Source organism: Pseudomonas sp. 14P5.3.2 (assembly GCF_057799175.1).
This window is the reverse complement of sequence record NZ_JBYOKU010000063.1, coordinates 1-19,928: the sequence shown is the minus strand read 5'-3', so window position 1 is coordinate 19,928 and position 19,928 is coordinate 1. Positions and strand designations below refer to the sequence as shown.

15 protein-coding genes are annotated in these 19,928 nt (G+C 61.8%); 2 read left to right on the top strand and 13 right to left on the bottom strand.

What is annotated here, in order from left to right; translation table 11 throughout:
- Positions 1 to 69: 69 nt before the first annotated feature.
- Entirely contained in the window at positions 70 to 1,605 is a 1,536-nt protein-coding gene (locus tag AC27VU_RS28605) for an FAD-dependent oxidoreductase (RefSeq protein WP_488725387.1), read from the bottom strand.
- A gap of 207 nt (positions 1,606 to 1,812) precedes the next feature.
- The gene (locus AC27VU_RS28600) at positions 1,813 to 4,017 is read right to left on the bottom strand and encodes a TonB-dependent receptor (protein WP_488725386.1); all 2,205 of its coding nucleotides are present in this window, start codon (positions 4,015 to 4,017) and stop codon (positions 1,813 to 1,815) included.
- 257 nt (positions 4,018 to 4,274) lie between these two features.
- Here AC27VU_RS28600 and AC27VU_RS28595 point away from each other — a divergent pair, with 257 nt between their 5' ends.
- Positions 4,275 to 5,366, top strand: a complete 1,092-nt coding sequence (locus AC27VU_RS28595) for a DUF1615 domain-containing protein (protein WP_488725385.1) — start codon at positions 4,275 to 4,277, stop codon at positions 5,364 to 5,366.
- 7 nt (positions 5,367 to 5,373) lie between these two features.
- Here the strand turns inward: AC27VU_RS28595 and AC27VU_RS28590 are convergent, their stop codons facing one another.
- From AC27VU_RS28590 to AC27VU_RS28540, 11 genes are all read right to left on the bottom strand, one after another.
- Positions 5,374 to 6,075, bottom strand: a complete 702-nt coding sequence (locus tag AC27VU_RS28590; RefSeq protein WP_003223560.1) for an anti-sigma factor — start codon at positions 6,073 to 6,075, stop codon at positions 5,374 to 5,376.
- The gene (locus AC27VU_RS28585; protein WP_488725384.1) at positions 6,072 to 6,605 is read right to left on the bottom strand and encodes a sigma-70 family RNA polymerase sigma factor; all 534 of its coding nucleotides are present in this window, start codon (positions 6,603 to 6,605) and stop codon (positions 6,072 to 6,074) included. The genes AC27VU_RS28590 and AC27VU_RS28585 overlap by 4 nt, the downstream gene beginning before the upstream one ends.
- A gap of 179 nt (positions 6,606 to 6,784) precedes the next feature.
- On the bottom strand, positions 6,785 to 7,306 hold the full coding sequence (locus tag AC27VU_RS28580) for a DUF3455 domain-containing protein (RefSeq protein WP_003223564.1): 522 nt from the start codon (positions 7,304 to 7,306) through the stop codon (positions 6,785 to 6,787).
- Between the two features lie 117 nt (positions 7,307 to 7,423).
- On the bottom strand, positions 7,424 to 9,109 hold the full coding sequence (locus AC27VU_RS28575; RefSeq protein ID WP_488725383.1) for an ABC transporter ATP-binding protein: 1,686 nt from the start codon (positions 9,107 to 9,109) through the stop codon (positions 7,424 to 7,426).
- Positions 9,110 to 9,123: 14 nt separating this feature from the next.
- On the bottom strand, positions 9,124 to 10,146 hold the full coding sequence (locus AC27VU_RS28570) for an ABC transporter permease (protein ID WP_488725382.1): 1,023 nt from the start codon (positions 10,144 to 10,146) through the stop codon (positions 9,124 to 9,126).
- Complete coding sequence (locus AC27VU_RS28565; protein WP_488725381.1) at positions 10,146 to 11,210, bottom strand: microcin C ABC transporter permease YejB; 1,065 nt, start codon at positions 11,208 to 11,210, stop codon at positions 10,146 to 10,148. The genes AC27VU_RS28570 and AC27VU_RS28565 overlap by 1 nt, the downstream gene beginning before the upstream one ends.
- A gap of 1 nt (position 11,211) precedes the next feature.
- Positions 11,212 to 13,077 (bottom strand): extracellular solute-binding protein, encoded by a 1,866-nt coding sequence (locus tag AC27VU_RS28560; RefSeq protein WP_488725380.1) that lies wholly within the window; start codon positions 13,075 to 13,077, stop codon positions 11,212 to 11,214.
- Positions 13,078 to 13,276: 199 nt separating this feature from the next.
- Positions 13,277 to 15,988 (bottom strand): TonB-dependent receptor, encoded by a 2,712-nt coding sequence (locus AC27VU_RS28555; protein WP_003223572.1) that lies wholly within the window; start codon positions 15,986 to 15,988, stop codon positions 13,277 to 13,279.
- Positions 15,989 to 16,195: 207 nt separating this feature from the next.
- Entirely contained in the window at positions 16,196 to 16,597 is a 402-nt protein-coding gene (locus tag AC27VU_RS28550) for an ExbD/TolR family protein (RefSeq protein ID WP_003223575.1), read from the bottom strand.
- Positions 16,597 to 17,304 carry a MotA/TolQ/ExbB proton channel family protein gene (locus AC27VU_RS28545; protein WP_003223576.1) on the bottom strand — a complete coding sequence of 236 codons (708 nt, stop codon included), beginning with the start codon at positions 17,302 to 17,304 and terminating at the stop codon, positions 16,597 to 16,599. The genes AC27VU_RS28550 and AC27VU_RS28545 overlap by 1 nt, the downstream gene beginning before the upstream one ends.
- A gap of 46 nt (positions 17,305 to 17,350) precedes the next feature.
- Positions 17,351 to 18,151 carry an energy transducer TonB gene (locus tag AC27VU_RS28540; RefSeq protein ID WP_488725379.1) on the bottom strand — a complete coding sequence of 267 codons (801 nt, stop codon included), beginning with the start codon at positions 18,149 to 18,151 and terminating at the stop codon, positions 17,351 to 17,353.
- 1,112 nt (positions 18,152 to 19,263) lie between these two features.
- On the opposite strand from AC27VU_RS28540, the gene AC27VU_RS28535 reads away from it, so the two are divergent.
- Positions 19,264 to 19,887 (top strand): glutathione S-transferase N-terminal domain-containing protein, encoded by a 624-nt coding sequence (locus tag AC27VU_RS28535; RefSeq protein ID WP_488725378.1) that lies wholly within the window; start codon positions 19,264 to 19,266, stop codon positions 19,885 to 19,887.
- The last annotated feature ends 41 nt before the right edge of the window (positions 19,888 to 19,928 follow it).

The window sequence follows — 19,928 nt, the reverse complement described above, 5'->3', positions numbered from 1 at the left end:
AGGTCGACAGTTCCCCCCCCCCCCCCCCCCCCCCCCCCAAGCCCGCTCCCACAGTGGGGTTGTGCTGTGTCAGGGGCAGACGAAGAACGGCCGGATGCCGTGATCCCTGAAATACCGCTCGATCACCTTCGGATCCGCACTGTTATCGGCAATCGCCACATAGGTATCCGGGCGCAGCAGATAAAACCCGTTACGCGCCAACCCCGCCGTATCAAACGCCGGCCGCCAGTCGAACACGTGCAGCGGCAGGTTGTGCTCATTGCACCAGGCGATCATCTCGTCGCTGGTGTCGCCGTACACATGCACCTGCCAGCACGGCTGCCGCAGCGGTTCGTAATTATCCCCCTCACCATCATGCGCCCACGGCAAGCGGTCGCCACCGTGGACGTGGCCGGCCGTGCCCTGGCTCAGCGGCATGCCGCGGTAGTTGAGGGTGACTTGCGAGACGGTGCGGAAGAGGAACTCGCGGCTGACCTCGAATGAGGCCATTTTCGGGATCAGAAACGGTGCCAGGCGCGTGCGCAGCAGATCGGCGATGCGCCCCTCGGCGGTGACGAAACTGAACACTTTGTCGGTGGTCGATACCAGTCGCCGGGCGAAGGCGATGCGTTCGGTTTCGTACGTGTCGAGCAGCTTCGCCGTGGCGCTGCCGTTGAGCACGGCGGCGAGTTTCCACGCCAGGTTGATCGCATCGCCAATGCCGGTGTTCATGCCCTGACCGCCCGCCGGGCTGTGCACGTGCGCGGCGTCGCCGAGCAGAAACGCCCGACCGCTGCGAAAGTGCTCGGCCACGCGGTGATGCACACGGTAGGTCGAGAACCAGTTCACGTCTTCGATGTGCACTTTCAGGTGTTCGATGGCGCGGCTGCTGACATCGGAGAATTCCAGGCTTTCGGCGCGATCCGCGCGCTCGTCACGCACCGTGCCGATCAAGCGGGCACGGCCTTCGCCGGCCAGTGGAAACACCGCAAGGAAGTCCGCTTCATCCAGATCCAGGTGCAGCTCACCGTTCATCGCCGGGCCGCTGGCCTTGACGTCGGCGACGTAGAAAATCTGCTGATAGGTGCCGCCGGGAAAACCGGTGTCGAGGGTTTTGCGCACCACTGAGCGGGCGCCATCACATCCCGCCAGATAGCAGGCCTGGCAGATTTCCTGTTCGCCATCGGGCAGGCGCAAGTGCGCGGTGAGGCCGTCGCCGGTCTCTTCGAAACTTTCCAGCGTGGTGTCGCGTTCGACGGTGACGCCGTAGTCTTCGAGACGCTCGATCAGCAGCCGTTCGTGTTGATCCTGCGGGAAGATTTCGACGAATGCGTACGGCGTCAGGCCTTCGCCGATGCGGTTCAGCGGCAATTGCGCGACCGGTTTGCCGTTGACCCAGAAATTCGCCGCCGCCACCCGATGGCCGTTGCGCACCACGGTGTCGGCCAGGTCCAGTTGCCGGTACAACTCCAGCGTGCGCGCCTGCACCGCCAGCGCCCGTGAGGTGCTGCCGGGGGCGGAGGCCTTGTCGATGATGCGCACGCGCACACCGAGTTTGCTCAGCCACAGGGCCAGCACCAGACCGGTGGGGCCGGCGCCGATGATCAGAACGTCGCTGCGGTTCATGGGCCTGTCCTCCGTTGGCTGTGCAGCAAGTATGGATCAGATGGAAAGGGTAGCCAGTGCCGGCCTCTTCGCGAGCAAGCCCGCTCCCACAGTCGAACGCATTCCAAGGTGGGAGCGGGCTTGCTCGCGAAGGGGGCTTATGACCCGGCGCAAAAAAAGGCCCCGCAACGGTAAAGCTGCGGGGCCCTTGTTACGAAGGGATGACGTTTAGAAATCGATGGTGCCCGACAACTTCGCCACGCGCGGCTCACCCTGGGTCAGATAGCCGCCCTGTGCCGATTCCCAGTATTTCTTGTTGGCCAGGTTTTCGACGCCCAGACGCAGGGTCACGTCTTTCTGCGACACCTTGAACGCGTAACGCGCACCCGCGTCGAAGCGGTTCCAGGTCGGCAGACTAAGGTTGTTGGCTGCGTCGGCATATTGGCCGCCGGTGCGCAGCATCCGCGCATTCAGCGCCACGCCTTGCAGGCCCGGCACATCCCAGTCGGCGCCGGCGTTGAACTGGAAGCTCGGCACGCCAATGGCACGGTTACCGTCGTTGGCGCCGTTCTGGGTGTTCTTCAGTTCGGTGTGCATCACGGTCACGCCGCTGAGCAGGCGCAGGCCGCTGATCGGCTCGCCGAAGACGTTCATTTCCACGCCTTTGTTGATCTGCTCGCCTTCACGCACGTAGGTGCAAGTGGTGGCACTGTTGATTTCACAGTAACCATCGCTTGGCTGCTCGATGCGATACACGCCCAGGCTCGCACCGTAAGTGCCCATGTCGACTTTGACTCCGGCCTCGGTCTGCTTGGAGCGTGCCGGCGCGTAGACTTCGTTGCCGTTGGTTACCTGGAAGCCACCGGTGCTGGTCGGCGAAGTCGGACCCTGTGCCAGTCCTTCGATGTGGTTGGCGTAGAACGACACGTGCTCCCACGGCTTGAACACGATGCCGTAGACCGGCGTGGTGATCGATTCGTCGTAGCTCGACTTGCGGCTGCCGCTGCCGTAACTGGCGTAGTTGTAGCCCTGCACCACCAGTTGCTGACGACGCAGGCCAGCGGTGATCAACAGGCGATCATCGAAGAAACCGAGGGTGTCGGAGAGCGCGAGGCTGCGGTTGAAGGTCTTGCCGACAATGCCCGGATCGCTGACGTCGCCGCCGGAAAAGTTGCCGACCGGCGACGGGGTTTCCACCGGGTGGTAGATGTTGTTGGCGTACTTGGTCAGGTCGAAATCATAGGCGCTGCGCTGCTCGGCCCACAGACCGCTGAGGCCGAAGTTGAGCTTGTGGCTGACAGCACCGGTGTTGAACTTGCCGTTCAGGCCGGCCATCAGGCTGGTGTTGTCTTCATCGTGAGGGATGAACGAGCCGGTGGTGAACGAGGCGCCGTTGTTGCCCACCAGCGTGGTCGAATTGTAGCGCCCGACTTCGCGGGTGTGCTTGGCGCCGCCGGCGACGTATGCGGTCCAGTTGTCGTTCAGGTCGTATTCGGCGCGGAGCATGCCGAAGGTGTCTTCGATGTCGGTGTAACCCCACTTCGGCGCGTAATTGGTGTCTGCCGACGGTGCGTCCGGAATGTGCGTGGCGGTGCCGAGGTTGACCGAGTTGCGGCCACCGTTTACGCGTTCCTTCTGATAGGCGAAGTCGCCGGAAATACGCAGCGCGTCACCGCGATAATCAAGGCCGATGCTGAACAGTTTCGAGCGCTGGTTTTCGTGGTCGATGCCAGTGTCGCCTTCGCGCTGGGACAGGTTGATCCGCGCGCCGAAGCGGTTGTCTTCGCCGAAACGCTGGCCGATGTCGAAGTGCTGACCGATGCGGCCTTCGCTGTTGATGTCGGTGGTGTAGCGGCGCAGCGGCTCGTCGCCGGCGCGCTTGGGTTGCAGATTGACGCCACCGCCGATACCGGAACCGGTCGGAGTCACGCCGTTGATGAAGGCGTTCGGGCCTTTGAACACTTCCACGCGCTCCAGGGCGTCGGTGGAAATGATCTGCCGCGGCAGCACGCCGTACAGGCCGTTATAGGAAATGTCGTCGCCGTTGAGCGGCAAGCCGCGGATCATGAACAGCTGCGCCTGGTTGGAGAAACCCGAGGCCTGACGTACTGAAGAATCGTTGAGCAGCACGTCGGCGACGTCTTCGGCCTGCTGATCCTGAATCAGCTGTTCGGTGTAGGACGTGGCACTGAACGGCACATCCATCATGTCCTGATTGCCCAGCACGCCGAGCTGACCGCCACGGGCGACCTGACCACCGGAATAAACCGGGGGCAGGGCGCTGGGCGTCGGTGCCTGGGCATTGATGTTGACGTTATCGAGCACCAACGCCTTGGCATCTTCATCGGCAGCGTAGGCAGTGACCGTCAGGGAGCACAGCAAAGCGAGAAGCGTTGGGCGAAAAGGAACACCGGGTCGAGCTGGAGTGGACATGTTTCGTACCTGGCGGCGCGCCGCCGATGAGAAAATTAGAACGGCGCGGGGAACTCCTTGCGCAAATGCGACTCCAGGCGCAAATGATAGGAGTTCGCAGTAACGTTTTGCAAACGGTTTATCTTGCTGAAATTCCAGATCCGAATGGATACCTGTGGTGAGGGGATAAATCCCCTCACCACAAAGGTCACAGTCCTAGCCTGCGCCACACTTTTGATCGTATGGTGAACCCGCCTCAATGCACGCCAAGGAGCGCCATGCACACCCCTCGATTACTGATCTCCCTCGCCGCGCTGCTGGTGCTCGCCGGTTGCGCCGGCCAGCGCAGCCAGGCGCCGGCGCCGCGTGCGCCCGCCGAAGTGAAGGCCGAAATCGTGCGGCTGATGCCGGCGAAAGTGCCCGACCGTCAGGGCTGGGCCACCGACATCTACGCCGCGTTCGCCGCCCAGCACATCAGTCCGACCACACAAAACCTCTGTTCGGTGCTTGCCGTGGCCGAGCAGGAGTCGACTTTTCAGGTCGACCCGACTGTGCCGGGCCTGGGCAAGATCGCCCGCGACGAAATCGATCGCCGTGCCGGCAAGGCACACATCCCCGGAATGCTGGTCAGCGCCGCACTGGCCGTGCGTTCGCCCACCGGCAAAACCTATAGCGAACGCCTCAACGCGGCACGCAGCGAGAAAGAGCTGAGCGCAATCTTCGACGACTTCATCGGCATGGTGCCGATGGGCCGCACCTTGTTCGGCGGCTTCAACCCGGTACACACCGCCGGGCCGATGCAGGTCAGCGTCGAATTCGCCGAGCAACACGCCAAGGATTATCCGTACCCGGTCAACGGCACCATCCGCCACGAAGTGTTCACCCGCCGTGGCGGCATGTACTTCGGCATCGCCCATTTGCTCGGCTATCCGGTGAGTTATCGCGAGCCGCTGTATCGCTTTGCCGACTTCAACGCTGGTTGGTACGCCAGCCGCAATGCCGCGTTCCAGAACGCCGTCAGCCGAGCCTCGGGCATCCCGCTGGCGCTGGATGGCGATGTGATCCGCTACGACTCGATCATGCCCGGTAGCACTGAGCTGGCGGTGCGCACCCTCGGCAAGTCGCTGGGCATGCGCAACCCGACCATTCGCGATCAACTGGAGAAGGGCAAGACTCTGGAGTTTGAAGACACCAAGCTTTATCAACGAGTGTTCGAACTGGCCGAGAAGGCCGAAGGCAAGACTTTGCCGCGCGCGGTGTTGCCGGGGATCGTGCTGCAGAGTCCGAAAATCACCCGCAAGCTGACCACGGCGTGGTTCGCCAAACGGGTGGATGAGCGCTACAAACGCTGCATGGCGAGGGGCGGGTGAGACGCCGTCACAGCACTTTGACCGCGCGACCAATCGCCTGAATCGGCCCGGTCGGTTTACCGATCGGCGAGCCATTGGCGCCTTCCAGCGTCAGCTCGAACAGCTGATTCGGTTGCAGCGGCGGCAGCTTGTCCAGCGGCACCGACAGCGCCTCGCCCGGTTTGACCAGCCCCAGCGACACCGGTCCTTGCCAGCCGTCAGCCTTGGTCCAGAACTCCAGCGCCTTGTCCGCCGGCACTTCGACCACGCCCAGCGGGATCAACTGAATTTCCCGTGGATTACTGGCCTGAATCACCCAGCCTGGCGCCTTGTCCTGCGGCGCGACCAGCACCACCAGATAATTCGGCTTCGACGGGGTCTGCGTCAGCAGAATTGCCCCCAATACCAGCGTGGCCGCCAGTCCGGCGGCGCTCAGCCCGCGCCACAGCGGCAGCAGATTCCACCACGAGGTTGACGGCGCAGCCGGCGCTTTTTGCGCGAACCGCTCGACACTGCGCTCGATGCGCGGCCACAAGTGCGGCGAAGGCTGCTGCGTCCCGGCAAATTCGGTCAGGTCGAGCAAGCGTCGCTCCCAGGCATCCACCGCCGCTTGCAATTCGGGGTCGTGGGGCAAGCGCTGTTGCAGCGCTTCACGCTCCGGCGCCGACAGGGTGCCGAGCACGTATTCACTGGCCAGTTCATCACGTTCCTGCGCCGATTCAGTGGTCATCCCATGCACTCCCGCAAAGCGTTGAGGCTGCGTTTGATCCAGGCTTTGACCGTGCCCAGCGGCGTGTCCAGGCGCGCGGAAATCTGTGCATGACTGTAGCCGTCGACATAGGCGTGGAGAATGCAGCTTCGCCGCTGCGGGTCGAGTTGTTCCAGACAACGATGGATCCGCGCCGAATGGCCCTGCACATCGAAGGCGTCCTCGTCAGGCTCGGCATCGTGTTCTTCGTTGAACGGCGTCTCCCGGCTTTGATCACGCAGCTGGTTCAACGCCAGATGCCGGGTCACGCTGAACATCCAGCCGCGCGCTGAACCGCGCGCCGGATCAAATTGCGCCGCACCGTTCCAGATCTTGATAAACGCCTCATGCACGATGTCTTCGGCCAGCGCCGCGTCACGTACCAGTCGTTTGGCAACGCCGAGCAGGCGCGGGCCTTCCTGCACGTACAAATCGCGCAGGGCCGACTGCTCGCCGCGGGCACAGGCAGCGAGACGGGCTTCGTAATCAAACACCGGTTCAGGCAAAGACATGGGGTGCAATCTAGCTCACATTCCGCAAACATCCAGACAACCCGGGTGTCCCTGTGGACGCCTGTGTGGGAGGGGGCTTGCTCCCGAAGGCGGTGTGTCAGTGAACGAGAGGGTGGCTGACACACCGCCTTCGGGAGCAAGCCCCCTCCCACAAGGAAGATTTGTGCGGGATCGGAAAGTCAGTTCGCCGCCCAGAAAATGTAGTCGGCCTGATACTTCACCACTTCCTGCTTGCCCTTGTTCGCTGCCGTGCATTCGCTGCCTGGCGCTACGCCGCCCTTGAGCGCGACACGCTGGATGTAGCTCACGCCACTCATCGCGCCTTTGCCTTCAGCCGGGTTGGCCTTGACCAGTTGATAGGGCAGGTTGCCCGGGCTCGACGGGGCGACTGCCAGTTGCGTGCCGGTGACTTTCGAACCGTCCTTGGCCTGCCAGGTGGCGGGCGGGCCGAAGTAGGTGCCGACCTGCTTGCCGCTGCGATCATTGAGCACCGCTTTAGGGCCGACGAAAGTCCATTCGGTCTGCCCGGCCGCGTTGGGCTTGTCGCGGCATTCGTAAGTGATCTCGCCGACCCCGGTGGTTTCCAGGGCGATCTTGTGACCGTCCGGGACTTTGATTGCGTCGGGATAGTTGCTTTGGGCGAAGGTTGTCGAGGACAGGGCGAGCAAACCGGTGAGGCCAATCAGTTGAGTGATGTTCATCAGTGTTATCTCCGAAAGGGGTAGACGGCTGACAGCCGAAGAGGGCTGTTACAGGGACTACCCGTGGCGGAGGCATTTGGATGCAGTGCCCGAAAAATATTGTTCAATCTCTGCAAATCAAAACTGTGGGAGCGAGCTTGCTCGCGAATGCGTAGTGTCAGTCGACTCATTTATATCTGAACCACCGCTTTCGCGAGCAAGCTCGCTCCCACAGGGGGCTTCAGCGGGCTTGAGGCCGGAGGCTCTCAGCAGTTCCTGGGTATAGGGATGCTGCGGTGCGGCAAAAATCTCCCGCGACGAGCCCTGTTCCACCACCTTGCCATCCTTGATCACCATCAAGTCATGGGCCAGCGCATGCACCACCGCCAGGTCATGGCTGATAAACAGATACGTCAGTCCATGCTTGATCTGCAATTGCCGCAACAGCTCCACCACTTGTTTCTGCACCGTGCGATCCAGCGCCGAGGTCGGTTCGTCGAGCAGGATCAGCGCCGGCTCCAGCACCAGTGCGCGGGCGATGGAGATGCGCTGGCGCTGGCCGCCGGAGAATTCGTGGGGATAGCGATGGCGACTCTTGGGGTCGAGGCCGACTTCCTCCAGCACGCGAATCACCGCTGCTTCGCGCTCGGCCTCGGTGCCGATGCCGTGGGTCAGCAACCCTTCGGCAATGATCTGCTGCACCGACATTCGCGGGCTCAGGCTGCCGAACGGGTCCTGGAACACCACCTGAATCTGCCGCCGTAATGGCCGCATCAAGCGTTGATTGAGCAGGCTCAACTGCTTGTTGCCGAAGCGGATATCGCCCTCGGATTCCACCAGCCGCAGGATCGCCTGGCCCAGCGTCGATTTGCCCGAACCGGACTCGCCGACAATCCCCAGGGTCTTGCCGCGTTGCAAGCGGAAACTGACCCCGTCCACCGCTTTGATGTACGCCTGCGAACGACTGAACAAGGCCTTGGGCAGGGCAAACCAGACCTTCAGATCGTCGACTTCCAGCAGGTTGTGCTGGTACGGACTCGGCACCGGCGCACCGCTCGGTTCAGCCTCGATCAGCAAGCGGCTGTAAGGGTGCTGCGGCGCGCGAAACAGCGTCGCGCAGTCGGCCTGTTCGACGATTTCGCCGTGGCGCATCACGCACACCCGTTGCGCGATGCGCCGCACCAGATTCAGATCGTGACTGATCAGCAGCATCGACATGCCGAGCCGCTGTTGCAGCTCGATCAGCAGCTCGAGGATTTTCTGCTGCACGGTCACGTCCAGCGCCGTGGTCGGCTCATCGGCGATCAGCAGTTCCGGCTCATTGGCCAGCGCCATTGCAATCATCACCCGTTGCCGCTGACCGCCGGAGAGCTGATGCGGATAGGCTTTCAAGCGCTGCAGCGGTTGGCGAATGCCCACCAGTTCGAGCAATTCCAAAGTGCGCTCACGGGCGGCGCGGCCCTTGAGGCCCTTGTGAATCTCCAGCACTTCGCTGACCTGTCGTTCCACGGTGTGCAGTGGATTGAGCGAGGTCATCGGCTCCTGGAAAATCATCGCAATCCGGTTGCCGCGCAAACCGCGCATCTGCTGCTCGCTGGCGTCCAGCAAGTTCACCCCGTTGTAAGCAATCGAACCGCTGCTGCTAACGGTTTTCCCCGGCAACAGGCGCAAAATCGAATGTGCCGTGACCGACTTGCCGGAGCCGGACTCACCGACCAGCGCCAGGCATTCGCCGCGGCGGATATCGAGGTTCAAACCGTGCACCACCGTCTGTTCGCCAAAGGCAACACGCAGGTCGCGGATCTCGATCAAATTGTTTTGCATGTCAGCTCCTTGGATCAAGATCGTGGATCAAACGCATCTCGGCAAGCCTCACCGATGAATACCAATAAAGACAAAATCAGCGCCAAGGCAAAAAACGCCGTCAGCCCCAGCCACGGCGCTTGCAGATTGCGCTTGGCCTGGCCGATCAGTTCGCCCAGCGAGGCGGTCCCGGCGGGCATGCCGAAACCGAGGAAGTCCAGCGCGGTGAGGGTGGCGATGGCGCCGGTCAGAATGAACGGCAAGTAGGTCAGGGTGGAGGTCATCGCGTTGGGCAGGATGTGCCGGCACATCAGCTCACTGTCGGTCAGGCCCAGCGCCCGCGCGGCTTTGACGTATTCCAGATTGCGTCCACGCAGGAACTCGGCGCGCACCACATCCACCAGCGCCAGCCAGGAAAACAGCGCCATGATCCCCAGCAGCCACCAGAAACTCGGCGAGACAAACCCGGACAGAATGATCAGCAGATACAGCACCGGCAGCCCCGACCAGATCTCCAGCACGCGCTGCCCGAGCAAGTCGACCCAGCCGCCGTAATAACCCTGCAACGCCCCGGCAACGATGCCGACCAACGCACTGATGCCGGTGAGGATCAGCGCAAACAGAATCGAAATTCGTGTGCCGAAAATCACCCGCGCCAACACGTCCCGGGCCTGATCGTCGGTGCCCAGCCAATTGCTCGAAGAGGGTGGGCTGGGTGCCGGTTCAGTCAGGTCGTAATTGACCGTGTCGTAGCTGAACGGGATCGGCGGAAACAGCATCCAGCCGCCCTGATCCTCGATCAGCGAGTGCACGTAAGCGCTGGCGTAATCCGGCTGGAACGGCAGCTCGCCGCCGAAATCGGTTTCCAGGTAATCGCTGAGGATCGGGAAGTACCAGGCGTCGTGGTAGCGGATCAGCAACGGCTTGTCGTTGGCGATGAGTTCGCCACCGAGGCAGATCACGCACAGCCCGAGGAACAGCCACAACGACCAGCGCCCACGGCGATTGGCCTTGAACTGCGCGACCCGGCGCTGACCCAGAGGAGAGAGTGTGAACATCAGGCAGTCCTCGCCGAGAAGTCGATGCGCGGGTCGAGCAGGGTGTAGCTGAGGTCGCCGATCAGCTTGATCAACAGGCCGAACAGGGTGAACAGGAACAACGCGCCGAACACCACCGGGTAGTCGCGCGACACCGCCGCCTCGTAACTCATGCGTCCGAGGCCGTCGAGGTTGAAGATGGTTTCGATCAGCAAGGAACCGGCGAAAAACACCTCGATCAGCGCCGAGGGCACTCCGGCCACTACCAGCAGCATGGCGTTGCGAAACACATGGCCGTAGAGCACGCGGCGCTCGGTCAGACCCTTGGCCCGCGCGGTGATCACGTACTGGCGGCTGATCTCGTTGAGAAAACTGTTTTTGGTGAGGATGGTCAGGGTGGCGAACCCACCGATCACCAGTGCCGTGACCGGCAGCACCAGGTGCCAGAGGTAGTCGCCGACCTTGCCCAATGTACTAAAGCTGTCGAAGTTGTCCGACACCAGGCCCTGCACCGGAAACCAGTTGACGTAGCTGCCGCCGGCGAACACCACGATCAGCAGAATCGCAAACAGAAACGCCGGCATCGCGTAGCCGATGATGATCGCCGTGCTGCTCCAGACATCGAATGCGCTGCCGTTCCTGATTGCTTTGCGGATGCCCAGCGGAATTGAAATCAGGTAGGTAATCAGCGTCGCCCACAGGCCGAGTGACAACGACACCGGCAGTTTCTGCGCGATCAGATCGGTGACTTTGGCGCCGCGAAAGAAACTGCTGCCCAGATCCAGCTGGGCGTAGTTTTTCAGCATCAGCCACAGGCGTTCGTGCATCGGTTTGTCGAAACCGTAGTGGTGTTTGATTTCCTCGATCAGCGCCGGATCGAGACCGCGGCTGCTGCGCCCAGCACCGCCAACCGCGGCGACTTCACCGCCGCCGCCCATGCTGTGTCCGCCGAAACCTTGCAGGCGGGCAATGGCTTGCTCCACCGGGCCGCCCGGCGCGGCCTGCACAATCAGGAAATTGACCACCAGAATGCACAGCAGCGTGGGGATGATCAGCAGCAGGCGTCGACTCAGATAGTGCAGCATGTCACTGGCCCCCCGCGAGCTGGGTGTGCATCTGTTGCGTGGTCAACGGCTTGGCCGAGACCTCCCACCAGGTGTTGAGGCCTTCGTCGTACGCCGGTTGCACCGGTGGCATGCCGAAGCGGTTCTGATACACCGTCGGCGTGCCTTTGGAGTAGTAGTTGGGAATCATGTAGTAACCCCATTGCAGCACCCGGTCGAGGGCGCGGGCGTAATGCACCATGGCTTCGCGGGTGTCGGCCTTGACCAGCCCGTCGATCAGTTGATCGACCGCCGGGTTGGCCAACACCATCGAGTTCGAACTGCCGACTTGCGTGGCACTTTGCGAGGCGTACAGGCTGTACAGCTCGCGGCCGGGGGAGACGATCGGATCGCCACTGCGCGGAAAACTGGTGACGATCATGTCGTAGTCGCGGGCATTGAGCCGATTGACGTATTGCGCCGAGTCGATCCGGCGCAGATTGAGGGTGATGCCGATCTGCGCGAGGGTGCGTTTGAACGGCAACAGCATGCGATCAAAACCGCCCTGACCGTCGAGGAAGGTGAACTCCAGCGGTTCACCGGCGGCGTTGAGCAGCCGATTGTTGTGCGGCGTCCAGCCGGCCTCGGCGAGCAGCTTCAGGGCTTGCAACTGCTTGTCGCGAATGTAGCCGCTGCCGTCGGTTTTCGGCGCCTGATACACCGTGGTGAACACCTCGTCGGGAATCTGCCCGCGCAACGGTTCGAGGATCTTCAGTTCCTCGGCGTCAGGCAGGGCGGTCGCGGCCATTTCACTCTTCGGCCAGAAGCTGTTCTGGCGTACATAGAAGCCGCGCATCATCTGCTTATTGGTCCATTCGAAATCCCACAGCAGGCTGATCGCCTGACGCACGCGGCGATCCTGAAAAATCGGGTTTTGCAGGTTGAACACGAAGCCTTGGGCCGCCGTCGGTTTTTCCGGGGCAAGGATCGCCTGCTGCAAGCGCCCGTCACGCAGCGCCGGGCTGTCGTAACCCACCACATAACCGGACGAGGAAAACTCGCGGTTGTAGTCGAACGCCCCGGCCTGCAACAGCTGGCGCGCGACGTCGGTGTCGCCGTAGAAATTCACCGTGAGCGTGTCGAAGTTGTACATCCCGCGACTGACCGGCAGGTCTTTGCCCCACCAGTCCGGGTCGCGCTGGAAACTGATGCTGCGTCCGGCATCGACCTTGCTCACCCGATACGGGCCGCTGCCCAGCGGTGGCTCGAAGCCGCCGCCGTTGGCGAAATCGCGAGTCTGCCACCAGTGTTCAGGCACCACGCGCAGGGTCGCCAGGTCCAGCGCGAGGGTGCGGTTGAGGTTGTTCTTGAAGGTGAAACGAATCTGCTGCGGATTCTCGATCAGCACCTCCTGCACATCGGCGTATTGCTGGCGATAGCTCAGGCTGCCCTTGGTCATCAGCAGGTTGAAGGTGTAGCGCACGTCCTCGGCGGTGATCGGCGTGCCGTCGGCGAAGCGGGCCTTGGGGTTCAGGGTGAAACGCACCCAAAGGCCTTCGGGATCGCGTTCCATCTGTTGCGCGACCAGACCGTAAACGGTGTAGGGCTCGTCGAGCGAACGGAACGCCAGAGGCGCATACACCCAGTCGTTGACCTGCACCACGGAAATGCCTTGATCGGCATACGGAGTGATGTAGTTGTACTGACCGATTTCCATCGACGCGCGACTGAGCGAACCGCCCTTGGGCGCGTCGGGATCGACGAAATCGAAATGCTCGAAACCCGCCGGATACTTCGGCGCCTCGCCGTATACCGTCATTGCGTAGCTGCCGGCGGCCATTGCCGGCACGGCGGCGCAGAGCAAAACGCCGCCGAGCAGCAGGCCTGCCATGTTGCGCATGAATCTCATGAAGTTTTTCCTCTAAGCCCGAAAACTCACTGGCAACGCTGAAAACTGTGGCGAGGGAGCTTGCTCCCGCTGGGCTGCGAAGCAGCCCCAAAAAATCGGATTAACCCTGCAGATTTTTGTGAGTGCTGCGCACTCAAGCGGGAGCAAGCTCCCTCGCCACAAAGGTTTGCATTCACCCGGTGTCGCGGTGTTTTGTGCCTTAGAAGTGATACGTCATGCGCGCAAACAGCGTGCGGCCCAGCGGGTCGGTGTAGCGCGGGTCATAGCCGCTCTGGAAGTTGTAGGCCTGGTTGGTGAAAGGCGGGTTGCGGTCGAACATGTTCTTCATCCCCGCATCCACGTCCAGCACCTTGTTGAAGGTGTAGCCGGCCGAAAGGTCCCACACCGAATACGACGCGACGCGCGCATGGGTATCGCGGTCGTAGTCGTTGTAGCCGGTGGTGAAGCGGTTGGTCAGCGACGCGCGAGCCGCGCCGAAGGTCCAGCTGCCGGTGAGGTTGTGTTTCCAGCGCGCGATCACCCCGTCCCCTTCGAAGTCGCCGACCTTGTCGGTGAACGGGCCCTTGATGGTGCTCTGAAAGTCGTAACTGTCGACGTAGGTGCCTTGCAGCCCCAGGCCGAACTGGCCGTAAGGGGTGTTCGGGAAGCGGTAATCCAGCGATACATCGACACCGTTGGTCTCGACGATGCCGAGGTTGGCGTTGCCGGTGACGATGTAGTTGAGCGTGCCGTCGGCGTTGCGCACGAAGCGATCCGGGTAGCTGCCGGCCTGATCGAACACGGTGGATTCGGGGAACGGCTGGATCTGGTTGGAAATGTGAATCCACCAGAAATCCAGACCCACCGACAGGTTGCTGACCGGTTGGTAGACGAAGCCCAGCGTCACGTTGCGCGCCTTCTCCGGGGCGAGATCTTCGTTGCCGCCAATCTGGTTGAGGAACTGCTGGCCGCAATCGCGCCCGCCGTTGCCGCCCGGTTGCACCACGCCACCGGTACACAGCACCGGGTCGTTGTAGTAGCCCTGGGTGTAAGTGATGCTGCGCGGCGAATACAGCTCGTAGAGTGACGGCGCACGGAAGCCTTCACTGTACGCGCCGCGCACCACCAGCTCCTTGAGCGGCTGATAACGGAACGAATATTTCGGGTTGGTGGTGCTGCCGAAGTCGCTGTATTTGTCGTGGCGCACGGCGGCGGACAGTTCGAGGCTGTCGAGCACTGGCACGTTGATTTCGGCGTACGCGGCTTTCACGCTGCGGTCGCCTTCGACACTGCCGTTGGGGTCGATGCCGAGGCTCTGAATGTCACCAGCAAACTGTTCGAAGTCCTGGTGGAATTTCTCTTTGCGGTACTCGCCACCCAGTGCCAGACCGGAAGGGCCGGCACCGAACCAGTCGCCGATCTCGCGGCTGATCCGCCCGTCAAAACCGGCCACGCGGCCGACGGCGGTGGAGTAGGCGCCGTGGTACATGGCCTGGTCGATGTACTGCTGACCGGCGGCCGATTGCGGGCCGAACGGGTTGAGCAGACCGCTGGCCAGGCCGTTGATCATCGCCTGATCGCTGACATATCCACTGGTGACGCTGGAGACGATTTTGTTCTGGTTGTACGAGGCGCCGACGTTGTAATCCCAGCCGCCGACCAGCCCGTCGAAGCTCAGCAGAAAGCGCTGACTGGTGTTCTGGTCTTTCGATTCACGCGGGCCGGCAGCAGTCTCGCGCCAGTTGACATCGACCGGTTGCGTCGGGTCGAGGGCGAAGCCGGTCGGGCCGGGCGTGATGCCGTTGCCGGGGTAGTAGGGCGACGATGAATCCAGGCTCAGGCCAGTGAGCGGTGCCGGGCCGACCGCCGTGGCGTTGTTGTTGCGCGACCAGAAGTATTCGAGGTTGACGTTGTGGTCATCCGCCAGCTTGCCGGTGGTCTTGCCGAAGAACGACGTCTTTTCGGTTTGCGGAATCAGGTCGATGTATTCGCGGGTGCTGAAGCGGCACAAACCGTCGCGCGCCACCAGGTTGGGGCCGTTGCAATTGCTGTTGGCCAACGGATTGGTGGCGTTGCCGTTCTGGCTGTAGTTGCCGGGGAACGCGGTGCCGGAGGTCTGATCCAGACCGCGGCCGGGCACATAGTCGCGGGCGAAGGAGCGGTCGTTGGCGTCGAGGTTCTGCTGCTTGTTGTAGTTGAACACGCCGAGCACGTTGAAGCGGTCTTGCTCCAGATCGCCGTAGCCCCAACTGGCGCTCATGTCTTTGGTCGCGCCGCCGCCGCTATGGGTCGGGGTTTCGCCACCGAGGGTGAGCTGGCCGTCGGTCATGGATTTCTTGGTGATGAAGTTGATCACGCCGCCGATGGCGTCGGTGCCGTAGAGGGCCGACGCGCCGTCGCGCAGAACCTCCACGCGTTCGATGGCGGCAAACGGGATCATGTTCAGATCCACCGCGCCGCCGGCCGAGTTGGTGCCGGACAAGGCATTGTTGGCCAGCCGTCGACCGTTGAGCAGCACCAGGGTTTTGTTCGCGCCGATGCCGCGCATGTCGGCAAACGAAGCGCCACCGGTGGCGGCGCCGACCGAACCGGCGCTGTTGTTGATCGACTGGCTGCCGGTGATCCGCTGCACCAGTTCGGCGGTGGTGGTCACGCCCTGTTTGCGCAGCTCATCGGCCTTGAGAATGGTGATCGGCACAGCCGTTTCCGCATCGACCCGGCGAATCGCCGAACCGGTCACTTCCACCCGTTGCAGTTGCGTGGTCGGCGCCACCACCGCTGCCGCAGCGGGCACGGCCGCGTTGTCATCCTCGGCGGCTTGCACAGTCCCGGCACCCATCCCCATGGCCACCAGATACAACGGAACAAAACGGTGACGAGAGATCGTGGCCACCAAAGGTTTGAGCGTAAAGCGTGGAGTGTTCATCAGCATGGTTGTTTCCGACTTTATTAGACGTTATCGAAATGGCCTTGTGAGCCCTGATTGCGCAGGTCACGGGGGTGCCGCGCCGCGAAAAACCACTTTCTTCAAGCAAGCCGATCCCCTCCGAACACGCGTTGCGTTTTTTCGGTCGGCTGATTGCGACGGGATTCTTCAGCGGTGCCGGGCGCGCTTCTCAACGCGCGCCCGGCACCGCACTCAGTGGGTGGTCATCACCGAAATCTTGCTGATGCCCGAGCGCTCGATGGACGCCATGGCCTTGGCCACCTGGCCGTAATTGACGTTGGCGTCGGCCTGCAACTGCACGCGCACTTCGGCGTCCTTGGCCTTGACCTCCTTGAGGCTGGCTTCCAGCGATTCCGGCGCCAGTTCGGTTTTTGCCAGGTAGAACTTGCCGTCCTGATCGACGCTGACCACCACCGGGTCTTTCTTTTCGGCAGGAGCGACGGCGTCGGTTTTCGGCAGGTTGACCTTGATCGCGTTGGTCATCAGCGGCGCGGTGACGATGAACACCACCAGCAGCACGAGCATCACGTCCACCAGCGGCGTGACGTTCATTTCGCTGAGCACTTCATCGCTGTCTTGCGTGGAAAAGGACATCAGCTGGCCTCCCGCACGGCGGCTGTGGTTTTGCTGGCGATGGCCTGACGGCTGATGGAAAACGCGCTGCGTGAAGCGAGGGCGTCGAAGTCGTGGGCGAAGTCATCCATGTCTGCCGAAGCGAGTTTCAGGCGGCGCAGGAAGAAGTTGTAAATCAGCACCGCCGGAACCGCGACGGCGATCCCCACGCCAGTGGCGATCAGTGCATGGCCGATGGGGCCGGCGACCGCCTCAAGGCTGGCCGAACCGGTTTCGCCAATGCTTTGCAGGGCTTCCATGATTCCCCATACGGTGCCGAACAGACCAATGAACGGCGCGGTGCTGCCGATACTGGCGAGGATCGCCTGACCGTTTTCCAGGGAGCGGCGTTCTTTCTGGATCTGCTGGCGCAGGTTGCGCTCCAGACGATCGGAACGGTTGATGGTGTGCGCCAGTTGTTGCGTGGTACGCGGCGATTCTTCCACCAGCAACGCTTCGAAACCGCTGCTGGCGATGCGCGCCAGCGAGCCCGGATACTGGCTGGCGTGTTCGGCGGCGGTGAGCAGGTCCGGCGCGCCCCAGAAGGCTTTGCTGAACTGTTTGTTCTGGGCTTTCTGGCGCAGGTACTGCGCCGACTTGACCAGCAGGATTGCCCAGCTGACCACGGAAAACAGCACCAGGCCCCAGAGCACACCGGGGACAATCATCGAAGACAGTGAAGAGTTCATGGCTACACCTCGCTTGCATTAAGTCGGTTATGAGTTGGGGTTGCCGTTATTGCGGCAATTTGAAATCGATGGTCTGGGTGGCGAAGCCGTCAATCGGCGTATCACCGCGCTTGGCCGGAATGAACTTCCAGTTCTTCACTGCCGCGACGGCGGCGTCATCCAGTTGCGGCTTGCCGCTGGACTTGGTCACCGTGACCGAACCGGCGCGACCGTTGGCCAGCACCTGAATGCGCAGCACCACGCTGCCTTCCCAATTGCGCCGCAGCGCCAGCGACGGGTACTCCGGCGGCGGGTTGCCGAGGCTGGCGAGACCGGAAATCGCTGCCGATTCCTTGACCGGGCCGGGCGCGGCGGCAGGGGCCGGTGGCGCGCTTGGTGTCGCCGGCGCAGCGGGAGCGGCCGGTTGTGCCGGGGCAGGCGGAGCTTTCGGCGGCTCGACTTTCTTCACCGGTTTGGGCTTTTCGAGCGGCTTCGGCTTCTCCACCGGTTTGGGCGGTGGCTTGACCGCGTCTTCGTCTTCCACCGGTTGTTCAGGCTCCGGAGGTGGAGGGGGTGGCGGTGGTGGCTCCGGCGTGGGCGGCGCAGGCGGTGTCGGGCTGCTCAGCTCGACAGTCATTTCCGGGATCTGCGGCGGTGTCGGCAGGGGCTCGGGTCGAGTCTGCTGCAGAAACCACCAGGCGCCGCCGTGTATCAGCGCCGACACCGCCACCAGCAACAGCATCTGCTGTTTATTCAACCCGCCGGGTTGCGACGTGTTGGCTGCGAAAACCGGCCTGTCCGGTGGCGGCGGGATTGGCGCTTCCCGTAACGGCCCCGGCAGGGTTCTGTGCTTTACCGCATCGTTCATTAAAGCTCCCTCGGGTTGATGAAGGGCAATAAGGTGCCGTCCGAACAATTGGTTGATGTTCGAGTGGGTGGGTGAAACTTTCTTTTGGGTGTACGCAAGCCGATAGTTGAACTATCTATTGAAAAGAGCTTGCTTACAGTTACTGGCTTAGAGCCATCGACTTCGAGTGTTCATTAGCCATTCCCTGGTTGTTCTTGTGCTTTATGTAGGAACGGCCCGAGCCTTCGGCAGCTCCTACAGTTGATTACTCAAATTTTGTTTTGCAACCGCTGTGCCAAATGTTGCGCAAATGTACAGCGGTTATTTCATAGCTGTTACCCATGTCGCATTTATATAAGTTTTATTGGCGGGCCGAGTTTTCTTTAATGCGTGACTGTCCACGGCCCCGAATCCCGGGGCTTTTTTACAGGCGAGTCAGGCCTGGCGCTGTATCAGGCAAATTAGCCAGATAGAGCCGCTGAACTCGAGTCCGCCAGGGCGCTTGATGGTGCGTGGCGGACTGATTTGGTGCGGTCAATGGATTAACGGATCACAGGCTGTATTCCTTGTTCTTGTTCAATTGAAATAATTGTTTTAAATGTTGGTTAGTTATGCTCGGGAGTGCGCTTTTGGTGCAATAACAAAAGGCCTTAAGTTATTGTTCGACAATCCTGTTGCCGGTCATCGATTGATCGTTTGTGCAATAACTTCATGCGGTGTATTTAAAAAATAAATAGTGTATTGCCGCTGGCGCAGCCAATGGCGCCAAACGCAGTGCAGGACTGTCGGGTTCAGGTAATAAGATAAAGGTATTGATTGCCGGGACTGTGGCGGTGAACTCGGCGTTGCGCCAATTGATACCCACAGGCAGTAGTAATGCGGCAGAACGATTGAAGATTCACGCAGTGACCTCCTTGTTGCCAGCTCGGATACGCGAACTTTTGGTTCGGTATCGCACCTTACAAGAACGCGGATAGCGTTCGATGATTGCTCTTGGTGCGGGATGGGCACCGCCAGCGCTGTTTTGCGAGGTTTGAATTCGCAAGTCGCGAGAGCATGGAAAAAATGTGCCAAAGCCGATACACCCGCTATAAATAGGGCTACACCAGACCTGTCGAGATCGAGGAGGGGACATGTATCAACTTTACGGACATCTCAATTCAGGTGCTGCCGCGATCGAAGCGGCGCTGGAGTTGTGCCAGATCGCCTACCGCTTCATCGATAGCCAGGCCTCGACCGAAGCCGCCGAGGCACTGGCGCTGCTCAATCCACTGAAGCAGGTGCCGACCCTGCAATTGCCCGATGGCAGTGCGATCACCGAGAGTGTGGCGATTCTGATTCACCTGGGCCTGAGTTTTCCCGATTCCGGTCTGTTGCCGGACAAGCCGGGGGATCGCGACCAGGCGATTCGCGGCATGGTCTACATCGCCAGCAATTGCTACGCGGCCATCGGCGTCATCGACTACCCCGAGCGCTGGCTGGTGATGCCCGACGAGGCCTCACGGCAAAACCTGATGGCCGGTGCCCGCGAGCGTTTGCACTGGAGTTGGGAGGTGTTCGCCGACCAGTTTTCCGCCGAGCTGTATCTGGACGACGAAAAGCCGGGAGCACTGGACGTGCTGGCGGCCGTGGTGACGCGCTGGGCGGGGAGTCGCGAGCATCTGCGCCAGGCCCGTCCAGGGTTTTATGCGTGGTTGCAGCGCATTGACCGGCACCCGGTGCTGGCGCCGGTATTTGCCCGGCATTGGCCGTCCTGAACACCCCATAAACCAATGTGGGAGCGGGGTGGGGGGGGGGG